Annotated in this window: 21 protein-coding genes; 8 read left to right on the plus strand and 13 right to left on the minus strand. The window is 53.9% G+C overall.

Annotated elements, in window-relative coordinates; translation table 11 throughout:
* Positions 1–20: 20 nt before the first annotated feature.
* Positions 21–524, minus strand: coding sequence for a DUF4282 domain-containing protein (locus tag RGQ30_RS10805; RefSeq protein ID WP_130555908.1), 504 nt, complete (start codon positions 522–524; stop codon positions 21–23).
* A 155-nt stretch (positions 525–679) separates the two neighbouring features.
* Here RGQ30_RS10805 and RGQ30_RS10810 point away from each other — a divergent pair, with 155 nt between their 5' ends.
* Positions 680–1,582, plus strand: coding sequence for a recombination-associated protein RdgC (locus RGQ30_RS10810; protein WP_130555907.1), 903 nt, complete (start codon positions 680–682; stop codon positions 1,580–1,582).
* A 158-nt stretch (positions 1,583–1,740) separates the two neighbouring features.
* A complete protein-coding gene (locus tag RGQ30_RS10815) occupies positions 1,741–2,901 on the plus strand; it encodes an acyl-CoA desaturase (protein WP_130555906.1) in 1,161 nt (386 codons plus the stop codon).
* Positions 2,902–2,939: 38 nt separating this feature from the next.
* Here the strand turns inward: RGQ30_RS10815 and RGQ30_RS10820 are convergent, their stop codons facing one another.
* The 3 genes from RGQ30_RS10820 to RGQ30_RS10830 all read right to left on the minus strand — a co-directional run bounded on the left by RGQ30_RS10820 (position 2,940) and on the right by RGQ30_RS10830 (position 5,804).
* Entirely contained in the window at positions 2,940–3,842 is a 903-nt protein-coding gene (locus tag RGQ30_RS10820; RefSeq protein WP_338284398.1) for a demethoxyubiquinone hydroxylase family protein, read from the minus strand.
* Between the two features lie 68 nt (positions 3,843–3,910).
* Complete coding sequence (locus RGQ30_RS10825; RefSeq protein ID WP_130555905.1) at positions 3,911–4,123, minus strand: RNA-binding S4 domain-containing protein; 213 nt, start codon at positions 4,121–4,123, stop codon at positions 3,911–3,913.
* A 34-nt stretch (positions 4,124–4,157) separates the two neighbouring features.
* On the minus strand, positions 4,158–5,804 hold the full coding sequence (locus tag RGQ30_RS10830; RefSeq protein WP_130555904.1) for a GMC family oxidoreductase: 1,647 nt from the start codon (positions 5,802–5,804) through the stop codon (positions 4,158–4,160).
* A gap of 265 nt (positions 5,805–6,069) precedes the next feature.
* On the opposite strand from RGQ30_RS10830, the gene RGQ30_RS10835 reads away from it, so the two are divergent.
* The gene (locus RGQ30_RS10835) at positions 6,070–8,262 is read left to right on the plus strand and encodes a malate synthase G (protein WP_130555903.1); all 2,193 of its coding nucleotides are present in this window, start codon (positions 6,070–6,072) and stop codon (positions 8,260–8,262) included.
* 73 nt (positions 8,263–8,335) lie between these two features.
* On the opposite strand, the gene RGQ30_RS10840 is transcribed toward RGQ30_RS10835, so the two are convergent.
* A complete protein-coding gene (locus tag RGQ30_RS10840; protein ID WP_130555902.1) occupies positions 8,336–9,649 on the minus strand; it encodes a PQQ-dependent sugar dehydrogenase in 1,314 nt (437 codons plus the stop codon).
* Positions 9,650–9,816: 167 nt separating this feature from the next.
* Positions 9,817–10,146 carry a cupin domain-containing protein gene (locus RGQ30_RS10845; RefSeq protein WP_130555901.1) on the minus strand — a complete coding sequence of 110 codons (330 nt, stop codon included), beginning with the start codon at positions 10,144–10,146 and terminating at the stop codon, positions 9,817–9,819.
* Between the two features lie 140 nt (positions 10,147–10,286).
* Here RGQ30_RS10845 and RGQ30_RS10850 point away from each other — a divergent pair, with 140 nt between their 5' ends.
* Entirely contained in the window at positions 10,287–10,703 is a 417-nt protein-coding gene (locus RGQ30_RS10850; protein WP_130555900.1) for an FKBP-type peptidyl-prolyl cis-trans isomerase, read from the plus strand.
* A gap of 59 nt (positions 10,704–10,762) precedes the next feature.
* On the opposite strand, the gene RGQ30_RS10855 is transcribed toward RGQ30_RS10850, so the two are convergent.
* The 3 genes from RGQ30_RS10855 to RGQ30_RS10865 are packed head-to-tail and all read right to left on the minus strand — an operon-like array spanning position 10,763 to position 16,424.
* A complete protein-coding gene (locus RGQ30_RS10855; protein ID WP_130555899.1) occupies positions 10,763–13,834 on the minus strand; it encodes an efflux RND transporter permease subunit in 3,072 nt (1,023 codons plus the stop codon).
* Complete coding sequence (locus tag RGQ30_RS10860) at positions 13,831–14,979, minus strand: efflux RND transporter periplasmic adaptor subunit (protein WP_130555898.1); 1,149 nt, start codon at positions 14,977–14,979, stop codon at positions 13,831–13,833. The genes RGQ30_RS10855 and RGQ30_RS10860 overlap by 4 nt, the downstream gene beginning before the upstream one ends.
* Positions 14,976–16,424 (minus strand): efflux transporter outer membrane subunit, encoded by a 1,449-nt coding sequence (locus RGQ30_RS10865; RefSeq protein WP_130555897.1) that lies wholly within the window; start codon positions 16,422–16,424, stop codon positions 14,976–14,978. The genes RGQ30_RS10860 and RGQ30_RS10865 overlap by 4 nt, the downstream gene beginning before the upstream one ends.
* A 6-nt stretch (positions 16,425–16,430) precedes the next feature.
* Between RGQ30_RS10865 and RGQ30_RS10870 the strand changes: the two genes are divergently transcribed.
* A complete protein-coding gene (locus RGQ30_RS10870) occupies positions 16,431–17,126 on the plus strand; it encodes a TetR/AcrR family transcriptional regulator (RefSeq protein WP_338284400.1) in 696 nt (231 codons plus the stop codon).
* 15 nt (positions 17,127–17,141) lie between these two features.
* Here RGQ30_RS10870 and RGQ30_RS10875 read toward each other — a convergent pair whose 3' ends face one another.
* Positions 17,142–17,573, minus strand: a complete 432-nt coding sequence (locus tag RGQ30_RS10875) for a winged helix-turn-helix transcriptional regulator (protein WP_130555895.1) — start codon at positions 17,571–17,573, stop codon at positions 17,142–17,144.
* Positions 17,574–17,678: 105 nt separating this feature from the next.
* On the opposite strand from RGQ30_RS10875, the gene RGQ30_RS10880 reads away from it, so the two are divergent.
* Together RGQ30_RS10880 and RGQ30_RS10885 are read left to right on the plus strand one after the other, a co-directional pair.
* Entirely contained in the window at positions 17,679–18,494 is an 816-nt protein-coding gene (locus RGQ30_RS10880) for an oxidoreductase (RefSeq protein WP_130555894.1), read from the plus strand.
* Between the two features lie 29 nt (positions 18,495–18,523).
* On the plus strand, positions 18,524–19,786 hold the full coding sequence (locus RGQ30_RS10885; protein ID WP_130555893.1) for an NADH:flavin oxidoreductase/NADH oxidase family protein: 1,263 nt from the start codon (positions 18,524–18,526) through the stop codon (positions 19,784–19,786).
* A gap of 211 nt (positions 19,787–19,997) precedes the next feature.
* Here the strand turns inward: RGQ30_RS10885 and RGQ30_RS10890 are convergent, their stop codons facing one another.
* The 3 genes from RGQ30_RS10890 to RGQ30_RS10900 form a co-directional block, all read right to left on the minus strand.
* A complete protein-coding gene (locus RGQ30_RS10890; protein WP_130555892.1) occupies positions 19,998–22,019 on the minus strand; it encodes a YhgE/Pip domain-containing protein in 2,022 nt (673 codons plus the stop codon).
* 105 nt (positions 22,020–22,124) lie between these two features.
* Complete coding sequence (locus tag RGQ30_RS10895) at positions 22,125–23,072, minus strand: NAD-dependent epimerase/dehydratase family protein (RefSeq protein ID WP_130555891.1); 948 nt, start codon at positions 23,070–23,072, stop codon at positions 22,125–22,127.
* A 145-nt stretch (positions 23,073–23,217) separates the two neighbouring features.
* Entirely contained in the window at positions 23,218–23,838 is a 621-nt protein-coding gene (locus RGQ30_RS10900) for a TetR/AcrR family transcriptional regulator (RefSeq protein WP_130555890.1), read from the minus strand.
* Positions 23,839–23,943: 105 nt separating this feature from the next.
* Here RGQ30_RS10900 and RGQ30_RS10905 point away from each other — a divergent pair, with 105 nt between their 5' ends.
* Complete coding sequence (locus RGQ30_RS10905) at positions 23,944–24,408, plus strand: hotdog fold domain-containing protein (RefSeq protein ID WP_130555889.1); 465 nt, start codon at positions 23,944–23,946, stop codon at positions 24,406–24,408.
* Positions 24,409–24,639 lie beyond the last annotated feature (231 nt).

A 24,639-nucleotide genomic window follows, 5' to 3' on the forward strand; every position in this document is an offset into this window, starting at 1 on the left:
ATGGCATATTACTGTGCGAATCATTTTCTGCCGCGGAACAACTTGCCTGGCAAGCCGCCGATAACGGAAATGGGTTTCAGAAATGCGATGGAATGGGTCACATCATCGACCTGTCGCTGAATCTGTCCAATCTGGATTTCGAATGAGTGCACATGCTCGCTGATGCCATCCACCTTGGAATTCAGGTTGTCCACCTGCTGTGGAATGCGGTCCATGCGTTGCACAGTTTCCATGATGCGGTACGCCATCACCAGGAATTCCAGTGCGGCCCGGGTTACAGCGAAGGCAATCAACAGCCCGAAAGGCGTGATAGCCAGGGTAGCCAGGCCAACCAGGCTGGAGAACCAGAATGCCACTGCATTCAAGGCCACGAAAAACCCGAGAATGCCCAGGAGCAGCAGCGCATAAAACACCGGCAGCAACTGCATCGACAGGTATTGGTTGAAGCGGAAGTCGATCAAGCCTTTGCCGAAATTGTGAAAACCCCTGACAAAACCTGATGTGGCGGGTGTTTGCGCACTCATAAACTGTCTCCGATTTGTTTTTTTATTGATTTATTTGCCTAGTGTACATGCACCGGTGCAGGTGATTTCAACAGGACGAGAAGTTCATTCCAGATACCCCCTCCAGATTTTTGCGTTACACTGCCAGCCCTTCCCAACTCGACCGGAACCCTGCCATGTGGTTTAAAAACCTGTTCATCTTTCGCCTCACCAAATGGGAAGAAACCCCCGAGTCGCTGGAAGACAAACTGGCCAAGCAAGCCCTGCAGGCCTGCGGTGGCATGGACATGCAAACCCGCGGCTGGATTTCACCCAAAGCTGAAGGTGAACCGTTTGTCCACAAAACAGGCAAGCAACTGCTGATTTCACTGGGCCTCGAGAAAAAACTGCTGCCCGCCACCGTCATCAACCAGTTCACCAAGGCGCGTGCTGCGGAAATCGAGGAACGCGAAGGTTACAAACCCGGCCGCAAGCAGATGAAGGAAATCAAGGAAGGCGTGACAGACGAACTGCTACCACGCGCCTTTGCCATTCGCAGTCGCATCAATGCCTGGATCGACACCGAAGGCAACTGGTTGGTGGTGGACGCCGCCAGCCCGGCCAAGGCCGATGAACTGGTGGGCATGTTGCTGAAATCGGTCGACGGCATCAGCATGACTCTTGTTAAAACCAAAGTGTCGCCGGTTGTGGCCATGACAGCCTGGCTTTCAGAAAACGACAACCCGCCCCCCTTTACCGTGGACCAGGACTGCGAACTGAAAAGCCGCGGCGAACAGGCCGCCACCGTGCGTTATGTCAAGCACACGCTGGAATCGGATGAAATTGCGCGCCACATCAAGGGCGGCAAAGACGTCACCAAGCTGGCCATGACCTGGGCTGACAAGGTTTCCTTTGTGTTGCATGAAAACCTGCAGGTGAAACGCGTGACTCCACTGGACGTGATCAAGGAACAGGCCGCTACCAGCGCCGACGACGACGCATTCGACACCGACTTCGCCCTGATGAGTGGCGAGTTGCGCAAGCTGCTGCCCGCACTGATCGACATTCTGGGTGGCGAACTGACTACATCCGCGCAGTAAATTGTCAATTTGTGTCACAACGGAAAGCTCATTTCCGTTGCGGCACCGCCTCAACATCCCAACAACAATTATTAAATATTTAAATTGGGGTTCTGTCTCGGGGAAAGTATCAGTATGATTCATGCATCCTTTGAACCACTGGTTAAAACCAATCTTCAATGACCACTCGTGTTGACCCCAATAGCCCCTACAACTGGCCCGGCGTAATTACCCTCTTCGGAACCTCGATCGCAGCCCTGGTCGCCATTCCCCTGTATGCCTGGTTTAACGACTTCAGCACTGCAGCTTGGGTGTCCTTTGTAGTATTGGCGATTGCCAACGGCATGGCCATCACCGCGGGCTACCACCGCCTGTGGGCCCACCGCACCTACGAAGCCCACTGGACTGTGCGCTTTGTACTGATGTTTTTTGGCACCATGGCGGTTCAAAACAGCGTATTGGTTTGGGCTTCCGGCCACCGTACCCACCACCGCCACGTGGACGACACCGAGAACGACCCCTATTCAGCCAAGCGCGGATTCTGGTTTTCACACATGGGCTGGATGCTGCGTAAATATGAATCCGGCAAGGAAGACTTCAGCAACTCACCCGACTTGCTGAAAGACCCCATGGTTATGTTCCAGCACAAGCACTACACAGCATTGGCGCTGGGCACCAACTTCATTCTGCCCGTCATTATTGGTTTCATGGTGGGTGACGTGTGGGGTGTTGTGCTGCTGGGCGGCCTGCTGCGCCTGGTGTGGTCGCACCAAACTACGTTTTTCATCAATTCGCTGGCGCACATCTGGGGCCGCCGCCCTTACACCGATGAAAACACCGCACGCGACAATGACATTCTGGCCGTGTTCACTTATGGTGAGGGTTATCACAACTACCACCACCTGTTTCAGTACGACTACCGCAACGGCATCAAGTGGTTTCACATTGACCCCACCAAGTGGCTGATCGCAGGTTTGTCCTTTGTAGGCCTGACCAAGAATCTGAAACGCTGCGACGCTTTCGCCATTGAAAAAGCTCGCATTGCCATGCAATTCAAGCGCGCGGAACAAAAGCTGCTGGGCCACCCCACTGCCATGCAAGCGCAGATGGACGCCGTGAAAGCCCGCCTGGCGCAGGAATATGAGCACTACAGCAAGGCCTTGCAAGACTGGGCCAAGCTGAAAGAAGCCTGGTACAACGACACCAAGAACGCCCTGAAAAACGGCGAAACACTGGCGGCGTACAAGTTGAAATTCAAAGCGATGGAAGTTGAAATGCGCCTGCAGCGCAAGCGCCTGCAGGCACTGGTCAGCCAGGTGCAAAAGCCTTCATTCGCTTAAACTGAGTTGCATAAACTTAGCTGCTTGAGCTTAGTTGCTTAAACCCACCGGGCGAGCGTCACTGCGACTGCAGACCCGCTTGAAACAGCACCCACCCAAAGCCTGGCGATCAAACCGCCGGGCTTTGTTGTTTTTGAGGCCGCTTCATCGCGGTGCGCGCATTCATCCAGCTGGTACTCAATCAACTGCGCCCTCAGTTCTGGGTGTGTGCCCAGGACATTCAGCTTTTCAATCTGTTCCTGGTAATGCAGGTTCACGAAGGTTTCAACCGCAGCAATGGTGCGGTACACCGCCTGTTTGCTAAACAGCGCAGGCAATGCCCCGGTCATGAAACCGGCAATGCGCCAGGGCACCAGCAGCCAACTGCGGCGAAACAGGGGCAACAACTGGTTCATGGCCTGCAAATGGCGTTGCTCGGTCTGCAAGTGTTCCGTGGCAAAAGCACGAATTTCAGCATCGCGCGACACCGCCAAAATGCCCTTGTAAATCCACACCGCCCCGGTTTCACCAGCGTGGTCTGTGCGAATGTCAGCCACCAGCGTGGCAGGCAGGTGGCTGGTATCAAACTTCAGGATGAAACGCTGCAACACCGGGCGAACTGGCAAAAAACCGCGGTATGCCCTTTCCATGCACCACAGTATGCCCGGCACCTTGGCCAGGGTGGCGAGCACCCGCCAGCCCGGCAATTGCGACCACACATGCACAAAGGCCTCTGCACCGCTGAGCAATTCGCCAGCGGCTGTGCGCGTGTGAAAACGCGCCATCAATTGGTCTTTGGTTTGGCCCGCGGGCAAGGGCGTCAGCGGATCTGACACGTCAACCCAGGCTATGGGCTGATCAGGTTTGATGTTCTGGTACACCGCAATTTCGCGGCGGCACATGGGGCATGAGCCGTCGAAATACACCTGAACACATTGGGATTGTTGGTCTTCTACTGCCATGACCGTACTGCCTTGTTTGAAACTGCTTTGGACGAAAAACCGGGTAGCGTGAACGCTTTCTCCCGCATTTAACCCAGTTTAACCGTGTACTTCACACCATTGAACTCGATCACATCCCCACACACAATTTTCTTGCGCTTCTGGGTTTCCACTACACCGTTGACACGCACATGGCCATCGGCAATCACGTTTTTCGCTTCGCCGCCGCTGGACAACCAACCCTGAAATTTCAGGATTTTGTACAGCTCCACGGGCTCTTTGTTGATGATGACTTCGTTCATGTTGATTCGTTTCCTGTTGACACGCGAAAGTGTATCACCCGTTCAGCATCCACCCCGCCGCTTTCTCGGCAATCATCAAGGTGGGGCTGTTGGTGTTGCCACTGGTGATGGTCGGCATCACGCTGGCGTCGGCAATTCTCAAACCCTTCACACCCAACACCCGCAGGCGTGAATCCACCACCGCCATGGGGTCGCTGGCCTTGCCCATTTTGGCAGTGCCCACCGGGTGAAAAATCGTGGTGGCAATGTCGCCGGCCAAGCGCACCAGTTCGTCATCAGTCTGAAATTCCACCCCGGGCTTGAATTCCTGTGGCTGGTATTTCGCAAGCGCAGGCTGGCTGGCAATGTTGCGTGTTACCCGCAGGGAATCGGCCGCCACTTTCCGGTCTTCATCGGTGCTCAGGTAGTTCGGTGAAATGGCCGGGGCCTGCTCATAATTGCTGCTCTTGATGTGCACCGTGCCACGGCTGGCCGGGTTCAGGTTGCACACGCTGGCGGTGAACGCATTGAAGCTGTGCAGCGGCTGGCCAAATGCAGGCAGGCTCAAGGGTTGCACGTGGTATTGAATATTGGGGTACGGGCGGTCGGGGCTGCTCCTGGTGAATGCACCCAACTGGGACGGGGCCATGCTCATCGGCCCGCTGCGCTTGAACAGGTATTCCATGCCAATCTGGGCTTTGCCCCACCAGTTACTGGCCAGGGTGTTCAGGGTTTTAACCCCGTCCACCTTGAACACGGCGCGAATTTGCAGATGGTCTTGCAGGTTGGCGCCCACACCGGGTTTGTCCAGCTTCACCTCGATGCCATGCTGTTGCAGCAAGGCACCCTGCCCGATGCCACTCAATTCCAGAATTTGCGGTGTGCCAATGGCACCGGCGCACAGCACGGTTTCCCGCGCAGCCTTCACGCTGATTTCCTTGCCAGCCCGCACCACCACCGCACCGGTGCAGCGCAATTCGCCGTTGGCCGTTCGTTCAATGTCCAATTTCCTGACCTGTGCATGGGTCCACACCGTCAGGTTGGGTCGCCTCAAAATGGGCTTGAGAAAAGCCTTGGACGTGTTCCACCGCCAGCCGCTGCGCTGGTTCACTTCGAAATACCCCACGCCGAAATTGCTGCCGGTGTTGAAATCGTCCGTGGCGGGAATACCTGCCTGTTGGGCCGCTTGAGAAAACGCTTCCAGCACTTCCCAGCGCAGGCGCTGCTTTTCCACGCGCCATTCGCCATGGCCGCTGTGGTAACGGGCCAGTTGAGACACCTGCCCATCGGCATCCCCCTGGTCGTATCGCCAATTGCTTTCATGGGCCAGAAAACTTTTCAGGCAGTTGTTCCAATTCCAGGAATCGTCACCTGTTTGTTCAGCCCAGCTTTGATAGTCACGGGCTTGCCCACGCATGTAGATCATCCCGTTGATGCTGGAACACCCACCCAGTGTTTTGCCACGGGGGTAAATCAGCGAACGGCCATTCAGGCCCGCGTCCGCTTCAGTGCGAAAACGCCAATCGGTGCGTGGGTTGTCAATGCAATACAGGTAACCCACGGGAATGTGGATCCAGTGGTAGTTGTCTTTCCCGCCCGCCTCCAGCAACAGCACCGTATTTTTGGGGTTGGCACTTAAACGGTTGGCCAGCAGGGCCCCGGCTGTGCCTGCCCCCACCACGATGAAATCAAAAGTTTGCATGCTCTCCCCAATCTGATGAATAGATAGTACCTAGGCATCAAATTGCGTGGGTGCACCTGCTGCAGCAATTGAATTGGGGTTTTCCAGAGTTTTGCAAAAAAGTCAAAGATGAAATGACTAACGGCTTGAGCTTGTGACGAATACAATGCCTCAGAACGCCCGCCAATTCCATTACAATTAAAGGTTATTGCGCTGCGCAAAGGCAGCCTGCCGTTCGCACGACACAGCCGCGCAAAACCAAAATCACAACAGCTTGAGGTTCAAAATGACAGAACGCACCACCGTGCATGGCTTGAAAGTAGCCACACCTTTGTACAACTTCATCAACAACGACGTGTTGCCCGGCACTGGCATTGATCAGGCTGGCTTCTGGAAAGGCTTCGACGCCATCGTCAACGAACTGGCCCCCAAGAACGCCGCCCTGCTGGCCGAACGCGACCGCATTCAGCTGGAAATGGACGCCTGGCACAAAGCCAACCCCGGCCCCATCGCCGACATGGCCGCCTATCAGGAATTCCTGAAAAAAATCGGTTACCTGGTTGAGCAACCCGCCAAGGTACAAGCCACAACCGCCAACGTGGACAGCGAACTGGCCACACAGGCTGGCCCACAATTGGTTGTGCCCATTTTGAACGCACGTTACGCATTGAACGCTGCCAATGCACGTTGGGGCTCACTGTACGACGCCCTGTACGGCACCGATGTCATTTCTGAAGAAGGTGGTGCAGACCGCGCTGGTGGCTACAACCCAGTGCGCGGCGCAAAAGTCATCGAATTCGCACGCAACTTCCTGGACCAATCCTTCCCGCTGGAAGGCGCGTCACACAAAGACGCAGCTGGCTACTCCGTTGCTGGCGGCAAACTGCATGTGGCCCAGAAAAACGGCAGCACAGCTGGTTTGAAAAACGCTGCTCAACTGGTTGGTTTCCAAGGTGACGCAGCAGCACCCAGCAGCGTATTGCTGGTGAACAACGGTGTTCACGCCGACATCATCATCAACCGCGCAACTGCAATTGGTTCAAGCGACGCAGCCGGTGTGGCCGACGTGGTACTGGAATCCGCCTTGTCCACCATTCTGGACCTGGAAGACTCTGTCGCCGCAGTGGACGCCGAAGACAAAATCGTGGCCTACAAAAACTGGCTCGGCATTTTGAAAGGCACCCTGAAAGAAGAAGTGACCAAGGGTGGCAAAACATTCACACGTGGCTTGAACGCAGACCGCGTGTACACCGGCGCAAACGGTGAAACAGTGACCATGCATGGCCGCTCAATGCTGTTCCTGCGCAACGTGGGCCACTTGATGACCAACCCCGCCATTCTGTGGGGCACGGACAACAAGGAAATCCCCGAAGGCATCATGGACGCCGTGATCACCACCACCATCGCCCTGCACGACCTGAAAGGCAATGGCGTGAACGGCATTCGCAACAGCCGCAAGGGTTCTGTGTACATCGTGAAACCCAAGATGCACGGTCCTGTTGAAGTGGGCTTTGCTGCAGAATTGTTCACCCATGTAGAAAAGCTGCTGGGCCTGCCCGACAGCACCGTGAAGCTGGGCATCATGGACGAAGAGCGTCGTACCTCCGTCAACCTGAAAGCCTGTATCGCTGCGGCTGCAAGCCGTGTTGCATTCATCAACACCGGTTTCCTGGACCGTACTGGCGACGAAATGCACACTGCCATGCACGCTGGCGCCATGATTCGCAAAGCCGACATGAAGAGCAGCGCATGGATTACATCCTACGAGCGCAACAACGTGCTGGTCGGCTTGAGCTGTGGCCTGAAAGGCCGCGCACAAATCGGCAAGGGCATGTGGGCCATGCCTGACCTGATGAAGGCCATGCTGGAACAGAAAATTGGTCACCCCAAAGCCGGTGCCAACACCGCTTGGGTACCCAGCCCAACTGCTGCAACCCTGCACGCCATGCACTACCACCAGGTGAGCGTGGCCGCTGTTCAAGCCGAGCTGGAAAAAATCGATGCCGAAGCTGAGCGCCCAGGCATTCTGGCCAACCTGCTGCAAGTGCCGGTTGCCACCAACACCAACTGGTCTGATGCTGAAAAGCAGCAGGAACTGGACAACAACGCCCAAGGTATTCTGGGCTACGTGGTTCGCTGGGTTGACCAGGGTGTGGGTTGCTCCAAGGTGCCTGACATCAACAACGTTGGCCTGATGGAAGACCGCGCCACGCTGCGCATTTCCAGCCAGCACATTGCCAACTGGTTGCACCACGGCATCGTGTCTGAAGCCCAAGTGATGGAAACCATGAAGCGCATGGCCGCAGTGGTTGACCAGCAAAACGCTGGCGACCCCGTGTACAAGCCAATGGCCGGCAACTTTGAAACATCAGCCGCCTTCAAGGCAGCCTGTGATTTGGTGTTCAAAGGCATGGAACAGCCAGCCGGTTACACCGAGCCATTGCTGCACGCATGGCGCTTGAAAGTGAAAGCAGCGTAAGCTGGTTTTGCTGAAGAAATGAAAAAGCCAGGTGCTGAAAAGTACCTGGCTTTTTTTATGGTGGCGTAAGTGTTTATTGGGGAGTAACGCGCCAAATCGAATTGCCAACATCGTCAGCAACAAGCAGCGCACCCTTGCTGTCAACAACCACCCCCACCGGGCGCCCTTGCGCATCCCCGTCTGAATTGACAAAACCACTTAGAATATCCTCCGGTTTTCCGGCAGGCGTGCCATTGGTAAACGGCACGAAAACTACCTTGTAGCCACTGGGTGGATTTCTGTTCCATGAACCGTGTTGGCCGATGAATGCACCGCCTTGGTATCGTTCCGAAAACAATTTACCACTGTAGAAAACCAGACCAAGCGGCGCGGTGTGTGCACCCAGCGCGTAGTCGGGTGAAATGGCCTTTGCCACCAGGTCGGGGCGCGGCGGTTCTACACGGGTGTCCACATGCTGGCCATAATAACTGTAGGGCCAACCATAAAAAGAACCATCCTGAACAGAGGTCATGTAATCAGGAACCAGGTCATTGCCCAGTTCATCGCGCTCATTGACCACAGTCCACAGCGCACCGCTTTGCGGTTGCCAGGCCAAACCATTGGGGTTGCGCAGACCTGAAGCAAACACACGCGATTGGCCAGTAGCCGGGTTAACTTCCAGAATTGCTGCGCGGTTAGTTTCGTTTTCCATACCGTTTTCACCCACGTTGCTGTTGGATCCAACCGTTGCATACAACAGTGAACCATCGCGACTGGCGATGATGTTTTTGGTCCAGTGGTGATTGATTGTCCCAGCAGGCAGGTCAACAACTTTGACACCGGCAGTGTTGATTTGCGTATCTCCATCGCGGTACGTAAAGCGTAAAATTTTTTCGGTGTCAGCCACATAAAAATCGTTGTCAATCAGTGCCATGCCAAATGGTGAATTCAAATTCTGCAAAAAAATCGTTCGCGTTTCGGCAACGCCATCACCATCGGCGTCGCGCAACAAGCTGATGCGATTCGCACTGGGAACGCCTGCACCCGCCCGTTTCATCACAAGCTTCATTACCCAAGCCTTGAACCCTTTTTCGCCGTCCGGTTTGGGTGGCGCATTGGATTCCGCAACCAGCACATCGCCATTGGGCAATGCATACAACCAACGCGGATGATCAAGGTCAGTGGCAAACGCCTTCACCGCAAAACCTTCAGCGGCTTTGGGGGCTTCACCATCCGACCAGCCTTTGGCCGGGGCAATGCGTATTGTGGGTATCAGGCTGGTATCCGGTGCAGGAAGGGTTGGGTTGGCGCCGAAGCTTTCACCCTCTGGCACTTGTTCACCGGTTCCGCAGGCGGCAATGCTTGTCGTCAGCAAACCGGTGAGCAAACACGGGTAAAAGTGCTTCATGCTGCTACCAGCCCGAGATGTGCGGGAATTGGGGAAGCAATAGAGCCCGAATTGGGAGCCAACACATTTACGATTTTGCGCATCGATTTCTCGGCTTGTCGTGAAATTAATCCAGCATGATGAACAAGCGGAGAAACACGGACTGTGCGCTAGCGCACATAAGCGTGCTATTTGACGAGCGCGATAGTGACCAAGGCCGACGCATTCTCAAGCGCGTTGATGCTGTGAAGCACATCACCTTGCAGGTAAATCAGTTGACCAATACGAAGAATGCTGTCGATTCCACTGGCAGAAACCGACATCACGCCTTCGATGCACTGAATCGTGACTTCGCCAGATACCGTGTGGGGAGGAAATGATTTTCCGGCCAGGAGAACCAGACGTATGACTTCGATGTCATTGGATTTGAACAAGGCGACTGTTTTCGACTCTGCGAGCTGCTCACCGAGTGGCGAAATGTCAATGATCTGTCCGGGACTTGCGTGGGTAATTGCCATCAAATCAGTATGCGCTTAAAAACAGATTGCTGCAGGCAATTTGTATTCGCTGAAAAGCACCTGATTTTTTTGTTATAAATGCTTTACCAAGCTTTCAACGGCTTTCAGATTTCACACACAACAAAGGTGATGTTTCCACTATGAAAAAATTCCTGTTTGGCGCTGCCGTTTCGGTTTTGACACTCACATCCCTGGCCCCAATCGGCGCTGCTGCGGAAGAAATCAAACTTCCATCCGGTGTGGTCGTGGCCATTGAAGGCAAATCCACAGGTGCCCAGAAGCCCAAGAGCAATTCGGTTGTAACCGTTCACTATGAAGGTTCACTGACCAACGGCACGGTGTTCGACAGTTCCTACAAGCGCGGTGCATCAGCCACATTTCCACTCAGCGGCGTGATTCCCTGCTGGACCCAAGGCGTGGCCACCATGTCGGTGGGCGACAAAGCTGTGCTGACCTGCCCGGCTGATACTGCCTACGGTGCACGCGGTGTGCCCGGAACAATCCCACCGAATTCGGTTTTGAAGTTCAAGGTTGAACTGCTCGAAATCAAGAAGTGAGATTGAGGGAGAGGTAAGCACATCCAGCTTACCTCTCAGCTGATCGTTGATTTTTTACTTCATGCTGTTCCCATTTCTGCGGTTGCAGCTTTTTTCACTTTAAACCAGGTGGCATACAAGGCAGGAAGAAAGAACAGAGTCAGCGTTGTGGCGGCGATCAGGCCTCCCATGATGGAGAGCGCCATGGGCCCCCAGAACACACTGCGCGACAATGGAATCATGGCGAGAATGGCCGCAGCAGCGGTCAATACTACTGGCCGTGAGCGTCGAACTGTCGCTTCCACAATGGCATCCCACGCAGCGGCTCCAGCAGCAATGTCCTGATCAATCTGGTCAACCAGAATCACGGAGTTGCGCATGATCATCCCACCCAGTGCGATCACACCGAGCAGCGCGACAAAACCAAACGGAGCCTGAAAAATCATCAACGAAGGTACAACACCGATGATCCCTAGAGGGAAAGTCATGAACACCATGAACATGCGACTAAAGCTTTTAAGTTGAAGCATGAGCAAAGTGAGGGTGACCAGAATCATCGTTGGAAATACCGCAGCAATTGCGATATTGGCCAGCTCGCTTTCTTCAATTGCGCCGCCTGCCTTGATTTCGTAGCCGGGTGGCAATGAGTCAATCACTGGCTTGAGCATGGGCAAAAGTTGTTGCGTGGCGTAAGGCCCTTGCACACCGTCTGAAAGGTCACTGCGAACCGTCATGACCACATTGCGGTCACGGCGCCAGATGACTGGATCTTCGTACGTTGGAACGATGCTCGCAATCGCGGACAAAGGTATGGACTGGCCATTCAATCCAACCAGTTGAATGTCCGGAAGGTTATCCAGCGACAGTCTTTCTTCAGGCGTACCTCGTACAACAATGTCTACCAGTTCCTCGCCCCGACGAATCTGTGCCACGGGGACACCTTGAAGGCTGAGCTGCAATTGATCAGCAATCATGGTGTTGTTGATTCCCATGCGCCTGGCTTTTTCATGGTTGATCACCAGCTTGGCAGTGCGAACCTGCTCATTCCAGTCAAACTGTGTGTCGCGCACCAGCGGGCTGCTTTCCACAATGGACTTGACCTGATCAGCAATAGAGCGAACCTTGTCAAGCTCGGGACCTGAAACCCGGAACTGAACCGGAAAGCCCACGGGAGGGCCAAATTCAAGACGTGTGACCCTTCCCCGCAGATCAGGAAATAGCTCATTGCTTTTGAAGATCGTCATCAGTCGATCACGCACCGCTTCCCTGGCCTCAAGATCCGGCGTACGCAAAACAAACTGCGCATAGCTGGCATTGGGCAGCTCTGGCTGTAGAGACAGATAAAAGCGAGGTGAACCCTGACCCGTATAGGCCACGTAGTCCACCACCTCTTTGTCCTGCGCCAGAATGCTTTCCAGTCGGCGAACGGCATCCTGCGTGGCGGTCATGGAAGACCCGGCTTTCAAACGCAGTTCAACCAGCAACTCGGGCCTTGAGGCTGTGGGGAAAAACTGCTGCTGCACCAAGGTCATACCCAGTATGGCGATTACAAACAGCGCTGCAGTGCCTGCCAGCATGGATTTGCGATACACCAGCGCTTTGTCGACCAGTTGCCTGAGTCGCTTATAAAGCGGGCGATCATACGGATCATGGGCGTGCCCTGCCAGTTTGTCAGGCAGCATCAGCACGCCAAGATAAGGCGTGAACAACACGGCGACCAGCCAGGACACCAGCAACGCTATACCTACAATCCAGAAAATACCGCCGGCATACTCGCCCGATGTTGATTCGGCAAAACCCACCGGCATGAATCCGGCGACAGTGACCAAAGTTCCGGTCAACATCGGAAATGCGGTAGAGGTGTACGCAAAAGTTGCAGCACGAACTTTGTCCCAACCCTCTTCCAGTTTGACGACCATCATTTCCACCGCAATGATGGCGTCATCAACAAGCAGACCAAGCGCAATGATGAGCGCACCGAGAGTAATGCGATCCAGATTCCATCCAAAGATCAGCATGATGACAGCAACAATCCCGAGCACCAGGGGTACGGAAGCGGCCACCACAATACCGGTACGCCAGCCCAGAAATGCAAAGGTCACGGCCAATACAATGATCAGCGCCTCCAGGAACGCTTTCTCGAACTCCCAAACCGATTCCTCGGCGATGGTGGGTTGATCCGCGTACTGGGTCAGCGTAAGCCCTGCAGGCAAATCCTTCTGGATTGCTTGCACTGTTTCTTTAAGACTCCTACCCAAATCAATGATGTTGCTACCGGGCTCAGCGGTCACGCCGATAGCGAGAACGTCCTCTCCATTGCGCCTGATCGTGCTTGAGGGTGGATCTTCAACGCCGTGGTGAACACTGGCCACATCACCAAGTCGTAAAAGCCGATCGCCCACTGTGATTGAAAGTGACTCCAGTGATTCCTTGGAGTCCAATTGACCATCCATCCGGATAAAAACACGGTCTTCACGTGTTTCCATTTGACCTGCCGGGCGCACGGGACTTTGCTGCGCGATACTCTGAATGAGTATTTGGGGCGAAAGCCCCAAGGCTGCCAGTTTTTTGGATGAAACCTCGACATACAAACGTTCGGGCTGTTTTCCAAGAATATTGACCTTGTTGACCGCGGGTACTGTTTGTAACTTGCGCTTGATGTCTTCCGCAAATTCCTGTCTTTCAGCAGGAGTAATATCGGGTGCGGACAAGGCATACAGCGCCGTGTAGACATCCGTGTATTCGTCATTGAAAAATGGCCCCAATATCCCGGCGGGCATGAGCGGGCGAACATCACCGATCTTCTTGCGTGCTTGGTACCACAGCTCATTCAATTCTTCACCGGAATTCCGACCGCCGATCGCCACCGTAATGCCACCATAGCCTTGACGGGCAAAGCTTGTCACATAACGCAGGTTTGGCAGCTCCTGGACCGCCTGTTCCATGCGGTTGATAATTTGATTCTGAATCTCGTCCGGTGTTGCCCCAGGCCATGCAACCACTGCCGTCATCACGGGTATGTTGAATTCCGGATCTTCCGAACGCCCCAGTTTTTGAAAGGACAAGATACCGGCCACAAGCGAGATGATGATCAGGAAAATCATCAATGGCCTGTTGCGCAGTGCCCAGGCTGACAGATTGAATTCAGTCATCGCACGGCTCCTTGCTGCGCGTCAGGCTCAAAGGCAGTACCTGATCGCTCAATCGCACGGACAAGTTGTCCTTCATTGAGCTTCTCTGTTCCTGCAACAACAACCTTTTCGCCTTGCTGAAGACCACTGACCACAACGCCTTGGTTGACCATTTTTGTCAGGGTCACCGGCTTTTTAAGAAGAATGGATTTTTCGTTTGAAATCACCCACACAAACGCAGTATCGCCTTGGCTGATAATGGACGCGGCGGGCAAGGTGAATGAATTCGCTTGGGATTGAGTGTCTCCTGTTGGAATTGTGACTTCAGCGCTCATGCCCAAACGGACAAGCTTAAGGGTGGACTTGTCAGGATCGACGATTGCAAACCGAGCCCGGTAGCTGCGCAGGGGCATGCTGGCCGATGGTTCTATTTCCCTCAGTTTTACCGTCAACGGTACACTCTGTGAGCCAGTCAGGCGTGCACTGATGTTGCTTGATGGCAAGTTCGCAGCCAGGTCTTCCGGAATATCCACCATCACCTCGGGTGTGTCCTCGCGGGCAATCATCACAACTGGCATGCCTTCCCCAACAACCTGACCAACCTCCGCACGCAAGCCCGTAACCACCCCGTCAAAAGGCGCGTTGAGTGTGGTGTATGCCAAGCGGTTGCGCGCGACAGTGGCTTGACGTTCTGCCAGATTCAGCCTGGCCTGTGCAGCATCCGCACGTGCTTGTTGACCTTGTTGGTCGGCTTCGCTGACAGCGCCGGATTTAACGAGACTCGCGAAGCGATTCGCATCAGTGGCACTCTGGAGTGCATCAACACGCGCCGCCTGTAACTGGTCCTCTGCCGCTGACAGTCCCTGCACGTAATCGGTGGATTGCAAGCGCAACAGCGCTTGACCCTTTTTGACACGTGTACCCACCTCAACGAGGCGATCGCCAACGCGACCAGGAACCTGAAAGCCCATGTCTGCCTGGTACCGGGAAGTGACAAAGCCGGGCAAACGTCGCTCGGGCCCCTTGTTGTCGCTTGCGCCGCTGACGGTCATTACCAATACCGGCGTGGCCGTAGCGGATACCTCTACAGGGGGTTTTCCACAGCCAGCAAGGGCCAGGGCGAGCATCGAGGCCAGCAATGCAACCGTTGTTTTGTGTGTGTTCACTTGGTTGTTTCTCCGATTGCGGTGATCAGGGAGGAAAGCGGTCTTGAGTCGGCTTGCGCTTGCCAGCCGCCACCCAGCGCCTTGTGCAGTTGAATATCAGCAAGGACAGTGTCCAGTTGAGCATTCAGGTGTTGTTGCTGAGCCTGCAGGTGAGCGCGAGTCAGCATTTCAAGTTGAATCTGATCGATCTGACCATGCTGTCGCAAGGTCTGGCCATGCCCCAGACTGGAGGCACTTGCAGCAAGCGCCCGGGTGCGCGATTGCAGGGTATCTCGTTGACCTGCATGCAGTACCAGGCTGACTTCTACCTCTTCCATGGCTGTTAAAACGCTCTTTTCGTACTGCAGCAAAAATTGTTGCTGCCGTGCAGATTGCGCATCCTCAAGCGCCGAGAGTCGACCGGCATTGAATACGGGCAAGCTGAAGATTGCAGCCGACTGTCGAAAATCGATCCCGTTCTGGGTCAGTCCATTAATCAACAGATTTTGCGTTCCACCCAGTACGTTGATGAAGACCTTGGGTAGAAAATTCCGCCTGACTTCCAGCAGTCGCTCGCCTTCTGCAGCCAGTTGATGTTCCGCCGCAACGAGGTCGGGTCTTCGTGCAAGCAGTTCAATGGGTTGACCGGGCAGCACCGCGGCGATGGTTGGCCAGTTGTTCGTTTGAATGGCTGGGGTATTCGACATTCCGGAAAGGGGTGAACGCCCAGAAAGTACAGCCAGTCGGGCTTGCAATGAGGCCTCTAGTGCCGCAAGCGCCGGACGTTGCCCAATCAGCGCATTCAATTCAGAGTCCACTCGGTCCAGATCAAATTGGCTGCTCAAGCCCATTTCCCTGCGCAATTGGATCAATTCGCGTTGCTTTTGCAGGCTTTCAATTGCTGAAGCAAGCAAAGCCACTTGCTGTTTGGCGGATTTGAGCAGAAACCATTGTTTGGCCACTTCACTGCTGACCAGCAATCGGGCACCATGCACAGCCGACTCCGCAGCCAATCCATTTTGTTCAAAAGCGCGCTGGCTTGCCCGCGTTGCACCAAATAGATCGACTTCCCAACTGAGCTCGGCACCAATACGAGTGGCCTTGACGTCGGGTGAGCCACGTTGCTTGAACGGATCCGGCAGTGTTGTGCGTTGTTCGGACTGACCTCCATTGATTGAAAGCGTCGGCAGCAGCCGGGTAAAAGCCGCATCCAGACCTGCCCGGGCTTCCATGACACGCGCAACTGCCAGTTTGATGTCGTGGTTGTTTGTCAGCGCATTCTGAATGAGTGTGTTGAGTTCTGGATCGGCATAGCGTGTCCACCAATCGGTGCTTATTCCTTGTGAAGCCGAAGGGTCAGCGAAAAACCGGTCGCCCACAGCGAGAGTGGATGTGGGTTGTTGCGTGGCGCAGGCGCCCAGACTCAGGGTGATTGCTAAAGCAAGTATGTTTCGGAAAGTACGCATTGGCGAGTGCCCGTTCGTTTAAACTTGATTGACACGGATAATTTCATTTATTTACTATACAGTCAAGTAAAACATATGGCAGAAAATACTATGCGCAAACGAGGGCGTCCTCGTGACCCTGCAGTTATTGAGAACATCACAGAGTTGGGTGGACAGGCTTTGCTGGATTTGGGCTTTGAGCGCGCCAGCATGGAGCAGATTGCTGCGCGGGCGGGTGTGTCAAAGATGACGCTTTACAACTACTTTCCAAACAAAACTGCATTGTTGGAGCATTGCGTTCGTCACAAGACTGACAGCCATTTTGAAGGATTCGATGAATCGAAATATGATCCCGCTAACCCCGCGAAAGGGCTGCGAACACTCGCCAGCCAGTTTCTACGGCTGATGCGCGACCCGGAAGTGGTTCGCATGATGGGTATGATGCACGGCATGGCAGGCCATCATCCAGAGGTCTGTCAGAGTTATTTTTTGGCAGGGCCGGCTTTGGTCATGCATCGCATCAACTCTTACCTGGAAAAGGCCAAGGCCTGCAATTCTTTGAACATTGAAGATACGGGTATGGCCGCCAATCTTTTTCTGGGAATGCTCATGGGGCCTTCACACGTGATTGCCATTCTTGGCTTGGGAATTGCATCAGCCAAAGAAGATGCAAAACTGATTGAAGAAGCTGTGGATACCTTTCTCCTCCGGTTCAAAGCTTGAGTCGCCCCGTTTCCATCAACATCCCATGCGAATTGCGCGAGTTCCCAGCTTTGCACCTGTTGCTTCATCAATTGCAACGGGTCTGATTTCAGTTCCTGCCTCTGCATCGTAAAACTTGGTCAGTTTTCCACCACCCCGGTGTTTTCTACCCCAGGCACCAATCATGAACAGTACCGGCAGGAAGTCTTGCCCCGCTTCAGACAGAACGTATTCATCCCTCGGCGGATGTTCAGAATAACGGCGTTTTTCAAGTATCCCTTCTTCGGTCAACACAGCAAGCCGCTTGGTGAGAATGGTCGGTGCGATCCCGAGACTTTTCCTGAAATGGTCAAACCGTGTAACGCCCGCATGGGCATCACGCAATATCAAAATGCTCCACGAATCACCCAGAAATGCAAGGGCGCGCGCGATCGGGCATGGGTTTTCTGAAATATTTTCAACGTTCATACTGTTTTGATAGTGACTTTGTTCGATTTAACGGGTACAGTTAGTTTCGTTTTGATAGTAACAAGTTGTTAGTCAGAAATCCACCCTGTATGGAGACAAATATTCATGAGTAAAAGCACGCAACCCGTTGCCATTGTTACCGGTGCATCCTCCGGCATCGGTCTGATCACCGCGAAGAAACTGGTCGCGGCCGGTTACCGGGTGTTTGGAACCAGCAGAAGCCCGCGTGCCAATCACAATCATGCCTTTGAAATGATGCCATTGGATGTGGACAACGATGAATCGGCAACGGCACTTGTGAATCGAATTGTCGAGTTAACCGGTCGTGTCGATCTGTTGGTGAACAATGCAGGGCGTGGACTATCGCCAGCAGGTGCTGAAGAGTTTTCACTTGAGCAGGCACAAGCGCTGTTCAACACCAACTTTTTCGGTGTAGTTCGATTGAGCAACGCAGTACTGCCTCACATGCGCAAGCAAGCCAGCGGGCGCATCATCAACATCGGTTCAGTGCTGGGGTTTATGCCAATGCCCTATATGGCGTTCTATTCGGCTAGCAAGTTTGCGCTTCGTGGGTATTCCGAGTCACTCGATCATGAGCTTCGAAACAGCGGCATCCGGGTGTCTGTAATTGAACCAGCTTTCATGAAAACAGCGATTGAAGCGAATTCAACGCAAGCGGCGTTCAAGCGTGAGGAATATCAACTGGTTCGCGCCTCACTTGAAGACAGGCTGACAGAAATGCTTGAAGACGCAGAAGAGCCGGATGTGGTGGCCGATGTCATCGTGAAAGCCGCAAAAGAGACAAATCCCAAACTCAGTTACACGGCAGGTTCTGCTGCCGCGCGTTTGAAAATCATGAATAACGTACTGCCCGCCCGTCTGCTTGATGCAGGCATTCGCAAACATTTGCGAATTCGCTAAACCATTGAACTCACCTACCAGATAACGCCATGAATACAAATTCCAGTCAGAAAACCAATTTTCTCAATCAGCCCTTCGCACTGCCAAATGGAGTGATCTTGCGCAATCGATTGGCCAAGGCCGCCATGAGCGAGGCTCTTGGAACCTACGACAATCACGCGACCCCAAAAATCGTTGAGCTGTATCGCCGCTGGGCACAATCAGGCGCCGGGCTGCTCATTACAGGCAACGTCATGATTGATCGTAGCGCCTTGGGAGAACCAGGCAACATCGTGATCGAAAATGAGTCTGACTTGCCGATCTTGACGCAATGGGCCGATGTGGCGCGCAACGAGGGAGCCTCGATTTGGGTTCAGCTGAATCAGCCCGGAAAGCAGTCGCCCAAGGGCTTGAACAAATTCAACCTCAGTCCTTCCGCCATTCCTTTCAGGCAAGACATGGCTGCATTTTTTGATACACCTCGCGAGGCCAGTCAAAGTGAAATTGAAGACATCATTCAAGGATTCGGGCGCAGTGCAGCCATCTGCAAGAAAGCCGGATTCGGCGGTGTCCAGATTCATGGCGCCCATGGATACCTGATCAGCCAGTTTCTGTCACCGCATCACAATCAGCGCACCGATGAATGGGGTGGAAGTCCTGAAAATCGACGCAGGTTTGTAATGGCTGTTTACGAAGAAATTCGCCGCCAGGTCGGGCCAGACTTCCCGGTCGGGATCAAACTGAATTCGGCAGACTTTCAAAAAGGTGGATTCACAGAGGAAGAGTCGATTGCAACCATTCGTGCCTTGGCCGATGCAGGCATTGATCTGATTGAAATTTCAGGTGGAACATATGAAGCACCGGCGATGAGCGGCATGGCAGGTTCTTCTGCAAAGGCATCTACCCTGCAGCGGGAAGCATATTTCCTTGGTTTCGCAGAGCAGGTTCGTACACAGGTGAAAACTCCCTTGATGGTCACGGGTGGCTTTCGAACTTTCGAGGGAATGAATACTGCATTGGCTTCCGGGGCGCTGGATATTGTGGGCATAGCCCGTTTGATGGCCATTGAACCGGATGCACCGAAAGCACTGCTGAACGGTCGAGACTGTAATCACCAGGTACAGCCGATCTCAACGGGCATCAAGGCCATCGACAAAATGGGTGTTATGGAAATTCTCTGGTACTCCCGGCAGTTGAAAAGAATTGCCGAGGGCAATAAACCGAAACCGAAAGAAGGCGGGCTGTGGGCGTTTCTGGCCTCGCTGCTGAAAAGCATCTGGGGAACAAGCCAGACGAAGCGGCTACGCGCCTAGTGAAATGGATTTGTGGTGCACGAAGGTGCATGCGTTTGTCTCCGCTCTCTTCGAGAGTGTTCAAGCTCTGGTCGACACGGCCAGAGCTTTTTTTGCAGTGAAAGTTTTTGGCAATTATCGACATTAGAACCAAAACAAGACGCTGGATAAGCCCAATCCCAGGCTCATCGTTAATTGGAAAAAAGTCAGAGCAGGTCAAAACTGGTGCAGTTTATTGGACCACATCCAGCGCTGGCATGTAATCCGCCTCGGCCTGGTAAATCCAACGTCCGGTGTACGTCGACAACGGCCATAAAATCAGCGGCGTGATCAACATCTGGGCATACATGGCCAGCCACTGACCATCGTAGGCATCAAACATCGCGACCTTTGTGGCCTTGACCACCCAAGTGAACGGCAAATAGGGGTGCAGAAACTGGAACACCTCCCCGCTTAGTTGAATGGGCACAATCGCACCAGAAGACGACAACTGCAGAATCAGAAACAACACCGCCATCACTTTGCCGGTATCGCCCAGCCATCGCACCAGCGCCATCACGATACTCACAAAAATGATGGAGGAGGTCAGCAGGGTAAGCACCAACAAGACCGGGTGATTCACCTGAATGCCCATCACCACACGCACCGTGATCAGCATCACCATGACCTGCGCCAAAACAATTGCAGAAGGAATGAACATTTTGCCCACCGACTTGGCCCAGGCTCCATGTCCTTGCACCGTTACAGGCAGTTTGCGGTAATGAAAAAGAAATGCTGTCATCACCGCACCCACCCACAGGGATAAGGGAATAAAATTCGACGCAAACGCGGTGCCATTGTTCAATACTGGCGCGGCAATCTCCACCTCGGTTTTCACGGAGGATGAAAAACCCGCCGCATCAATGACGGGAATGTCCAGCGTCATGGGCACTGCCTCATCAAGGGTTTGCAAACCCGCAGCCAACTTTCCAGCTCCCTCCTCAAGCGCATCCAGACCTGCGTCCAACCGTTGCGAACCTGAGTTCAATTGCCCCAGACCCTGGCTCAACTGCGCGGTGCCTGCGTCCAGCTTCACCAGCCCCGCACCATATCGGTCCAAGTCTGTCGCGGCCGGCATTTTCTGATGCATCTGTCGTACGCCAGCTCCTATCTTGTCCATGCCCTCGGTCAGGCGCTGCACACCATCGGCCAATTGCCCACTGCCCTGTACCAATTGGGCACTGCCGCTGCTGGCTCGGATCAAACCCTCGTTGAGCTTCACGGTACCCGCCTCAATCTGCCCGGCGCCATCCGCAACGCGCTTGCCCCAAATCGGAATGTCTGTCGACTTCTCCTTCAACTCACGTACACCGGCAGTCAAGCGCACAGACCCATCCTGCAACTGCACAAGACCCGCATTCAGGCTTTTCTGCCCCTCGTTCAAAGTTTGTGCCCCCGAGCGAAGCCTCTGCAAATCGTCTGCGCTCGGCAACTTGTCATTCATGGTTTGAATGCCCGCACCCAGTTGCTTCATACCCTCGGTAAGACGCAGGCCCCCATCCTTCAATTGCCCTGCCCCGATCTGAATCTGCCGACCCGCCTCATCGGCTTTGCCCAGGCCCTTGTTCAATTGATGCGAGCCCTCATTGGCTTTCACCAAACCATCTCGCAACTGCTGCGCCCCTTGGTTCAGGGCCATCACGCCTTCTTTCAGTCGAGCCACTTTTTCCTTGCTGTCCAAGGCGATGTCCGACACCCGCCCCCAACGCCTCTCGTTCAGTAACTCATTCAAACGCCGTGTGATCTCTGGAGCAAACTTTTTGGCGACAGAAGCCCCGGTGTAATTGTTTCCTTCGGAGGTGTAAACCAGCAACTGACCTGCACCACTTCGCTCGGCCCTCACAGCCTGGGTGCTGAAATTCTGGGGAATGATCAGGGCAAAATCAAATCGGCCCTGGCGCACTCCCTGGCGGGCCAAAGCCTCATCGTGCAGCTCCTGAAAACCCAGCTTCTGTTCGGCTTTCAGCTTCTCGGTCAGCGTGCGGCCGATCTCAATCACCTCACCTTTAAACTGGGTGCCTTGGTCCAGGTTCACAATGGCCACGGGCAGATTGGGCGCATTTGCCTCCGGGTTCCACATGCTGGAGATGTAAATCAGGGCATACAGGGATGGCACAAACAAAATCCCCAACACTGAAAACCTCAACCTGGGATAGCGACGCAACAAACGCAGATCGCACAGAAGAACCTGATACACACTCGCGAGCCAACTCATGCCCCCCCCTTTTTTGTTGTTGTGTTGTCTCTCCAGTTGGCTAGTGTAATGTTAAATCACTCGCATCTCATGATGAAACATTACATCCGAGACGCAACACCCTCCCTACTTTCCACCCGCAATAACCCTCAACCCCTCAGCAATCGAAGTCGCCTTGAACTCCGGGAACCTCTGCTTGAATTTGCTGGAATCAAAAAGATTGTCCACCGCATACCTGGGCAACAATTCAGTGGTGTCACAAATGCGCTGGTTAAAAAGCCCGGCCAATACAAGCTGCCATTTTTTCACTATAGTGTAAGCAGGCTTGGTTCCAAAGGCCTTGGCGGCCAGCTGCACAAATTCGCGGTAGGTCAGGCGGTTGTCGTCACAAGGCAAGTGCCAGGTTTGTCCGAAGGCATCGGGGGTATTGCCCAGCAGTGCCATGGCGCGGCTGGCGTCGGGCGTATAGATCAAGGTGCGCAGCGTGTCGTCACGCAAAAACACCTTGGCTTTTTTTCCTGCTTTCAGTGGTTCAATCACGGTGGTGGTGGTGGTGCTTTGCGTCAGGCCTGGGCCATAAAATTCCGGTGCACGGCAGATCAGCGCTTCTACCCTGCCCTGCTTCATGGCTTCCAGCAGGTCGTTGGCAATCTCTTCCCTCACCACGCCTTTCAAACCGTGGGGTTCAAAGCGGGTAGTCTCGGTTTGCACTTCGCTGGTTTGCGGGTACATGTAGGTGTTGTCGAAAAAAACCAGCTTGGCTTTGTGCTGCTCACAGGCGGCGATCACGTTGTACATGATCACACCCCACTGGTCTATCCACATCTGCGTATTCATGGGCAGGCCCGCTGTGAGGTACACCACGGAAGAACCTTCCACCGCCCTTGATGTTTGCTCTGCATCGAGCAGGTCGGCTGCCACCAATTCATCGGTGCCATTGACTTGCTGGGGGTTGCGGCTCACCAGGCGAATTTTGCCTGCGGTTTTATCGATGTTGTTGTCCGCATACTCGCGTTTCAGGCACCGTGCCAACTCCCGACCAATTTGCCCATTGGCGCCCAATACTGTTTGCATAAAACTATCCCTTTTTTTGTATTTTTATACGTGTTTACGTGTTTGGTTCAGCATCAGGCCAACAACTTACAATGGCCTGAATCCTGCAGTTATAAGGGCCTTGTACCCGAAACCTGCTTAATGATTTCAGCCCGCCATCATTTCGCTAACGCCCCACCGCCCGCCAAGCCGCTTCGGCAAACACCTCGGCATACGCAATCGGTGATTCTTTCACCCGCCCTGAAAGCCAGGCGCGACAAAAGTTCTCAGCAGGGCCAATCAGCAGGGAAGCATAGGTTTCCTTGGGCAAGGCCAGGATCAATCCATCTTGAACACCCTTGGCAAGCCACTTGTGCAAATCGCCATAGCGCTGCTTGTTGCGCGCATCCAGGTCTTTGGCAAACGGACCATTGGCCACCCCATTGCGGGCCTGGGCTAGAAACCGCGCAAGCTCAGGCTTTTCACCAACCCACTGCATGTACGAGTGAACCAGTTGAACAATCGCCTCTCTGGGCGTGGCAGCTGTTTTCATGCGCGGCTCAATCAACTTCAACTGGTCGTCAAGCGCGGCAAAGCAAAGCGCAGCAACCAGGCCTTCCTTGTTGCCAAAGTGGTGGTAGATCGAACCCACGCTGCTGTTGGCCTTCGCGCGGATTGTTTCGATGGTTGTGGCCTCTATGCCCACCTCGTTGAAGCAGGACAGCGCACAGCTCAATATTTCTCGTTTGTGTGCCTTGCGTGGTCCGGGTTCGACAACTTCAAAAAGGCTTGGACTGAATTTTTTCATCTGGCTGGATTTAATACAGAATTATGTTCTAGAATATTGTTCTATTAAATACGCTTTTTAGCTTTTTGGCTATCCCGCTGACTCGAACCTTTTCGGAATATCAACATGAATACACTCGCACTCTGGAAACGCCTTTCAACCCTGCCTGCCGGCAAGTGGATTTTTTCGCGCCTTCTGTGTTTCAAGGCGCCCTACTTTGCAAGTATTCGCCCCTATTTTAATGAGCTGCGACCTGAGTACGCGGTGGTGCGAATTTCAAAACGCCGGGCCGTACACAATCACATTGGCACAGTACACGCAATTGCGATGTGCAACATGGCCGAACTGGCTGGTGGAAGCATGACAGAGGTCACCGTGCCACCAACCCACCGCTGGATCCCGAAGGGCATGACGGTGGAGTACCTGAAAAAAGCGAACACTGACCTGGTTGCAATTGCCACTCCAGAGGGCAAGGCGGACTGGTCTGTGGCCGGGGAATATCTGGTCAAGGTGGAAGTGCAGGACAAACAGGCCGAGACCGTGTTTCGCGCCATCATCACCATGTGGGTGTCGCCGAAAAAATCATCGTGAATTCCGGAATGAAGTCGCGTGAATTCCGGAATGACTTTGTTTGAAAACATCTGCCCAATGCTTTTACACGCAGCAACGGGCGGATATTCCACCCGGTTTTTATGTATTACCCACTGAAATTTTAGAACTCGGGGCTGAACAGAACCGGGCGGCGAATGGTCTGGGTGTCGTCAAAACATCAGCTTCTGCACTTCCCCACACAAACTGGTGGTGTAAAATCTTTCCAAGAAC

The organism is Limnobacter thiooxidans, from assembly GCF_036323495.1.
Classification (GTDB): domain Bacteria; phylum Pseudomonadota; class Gammaproteobacteria; order Burkholderiales; family Burkholderiaceae_B; genus Limnobacter; species Limnobacter thiooxidans.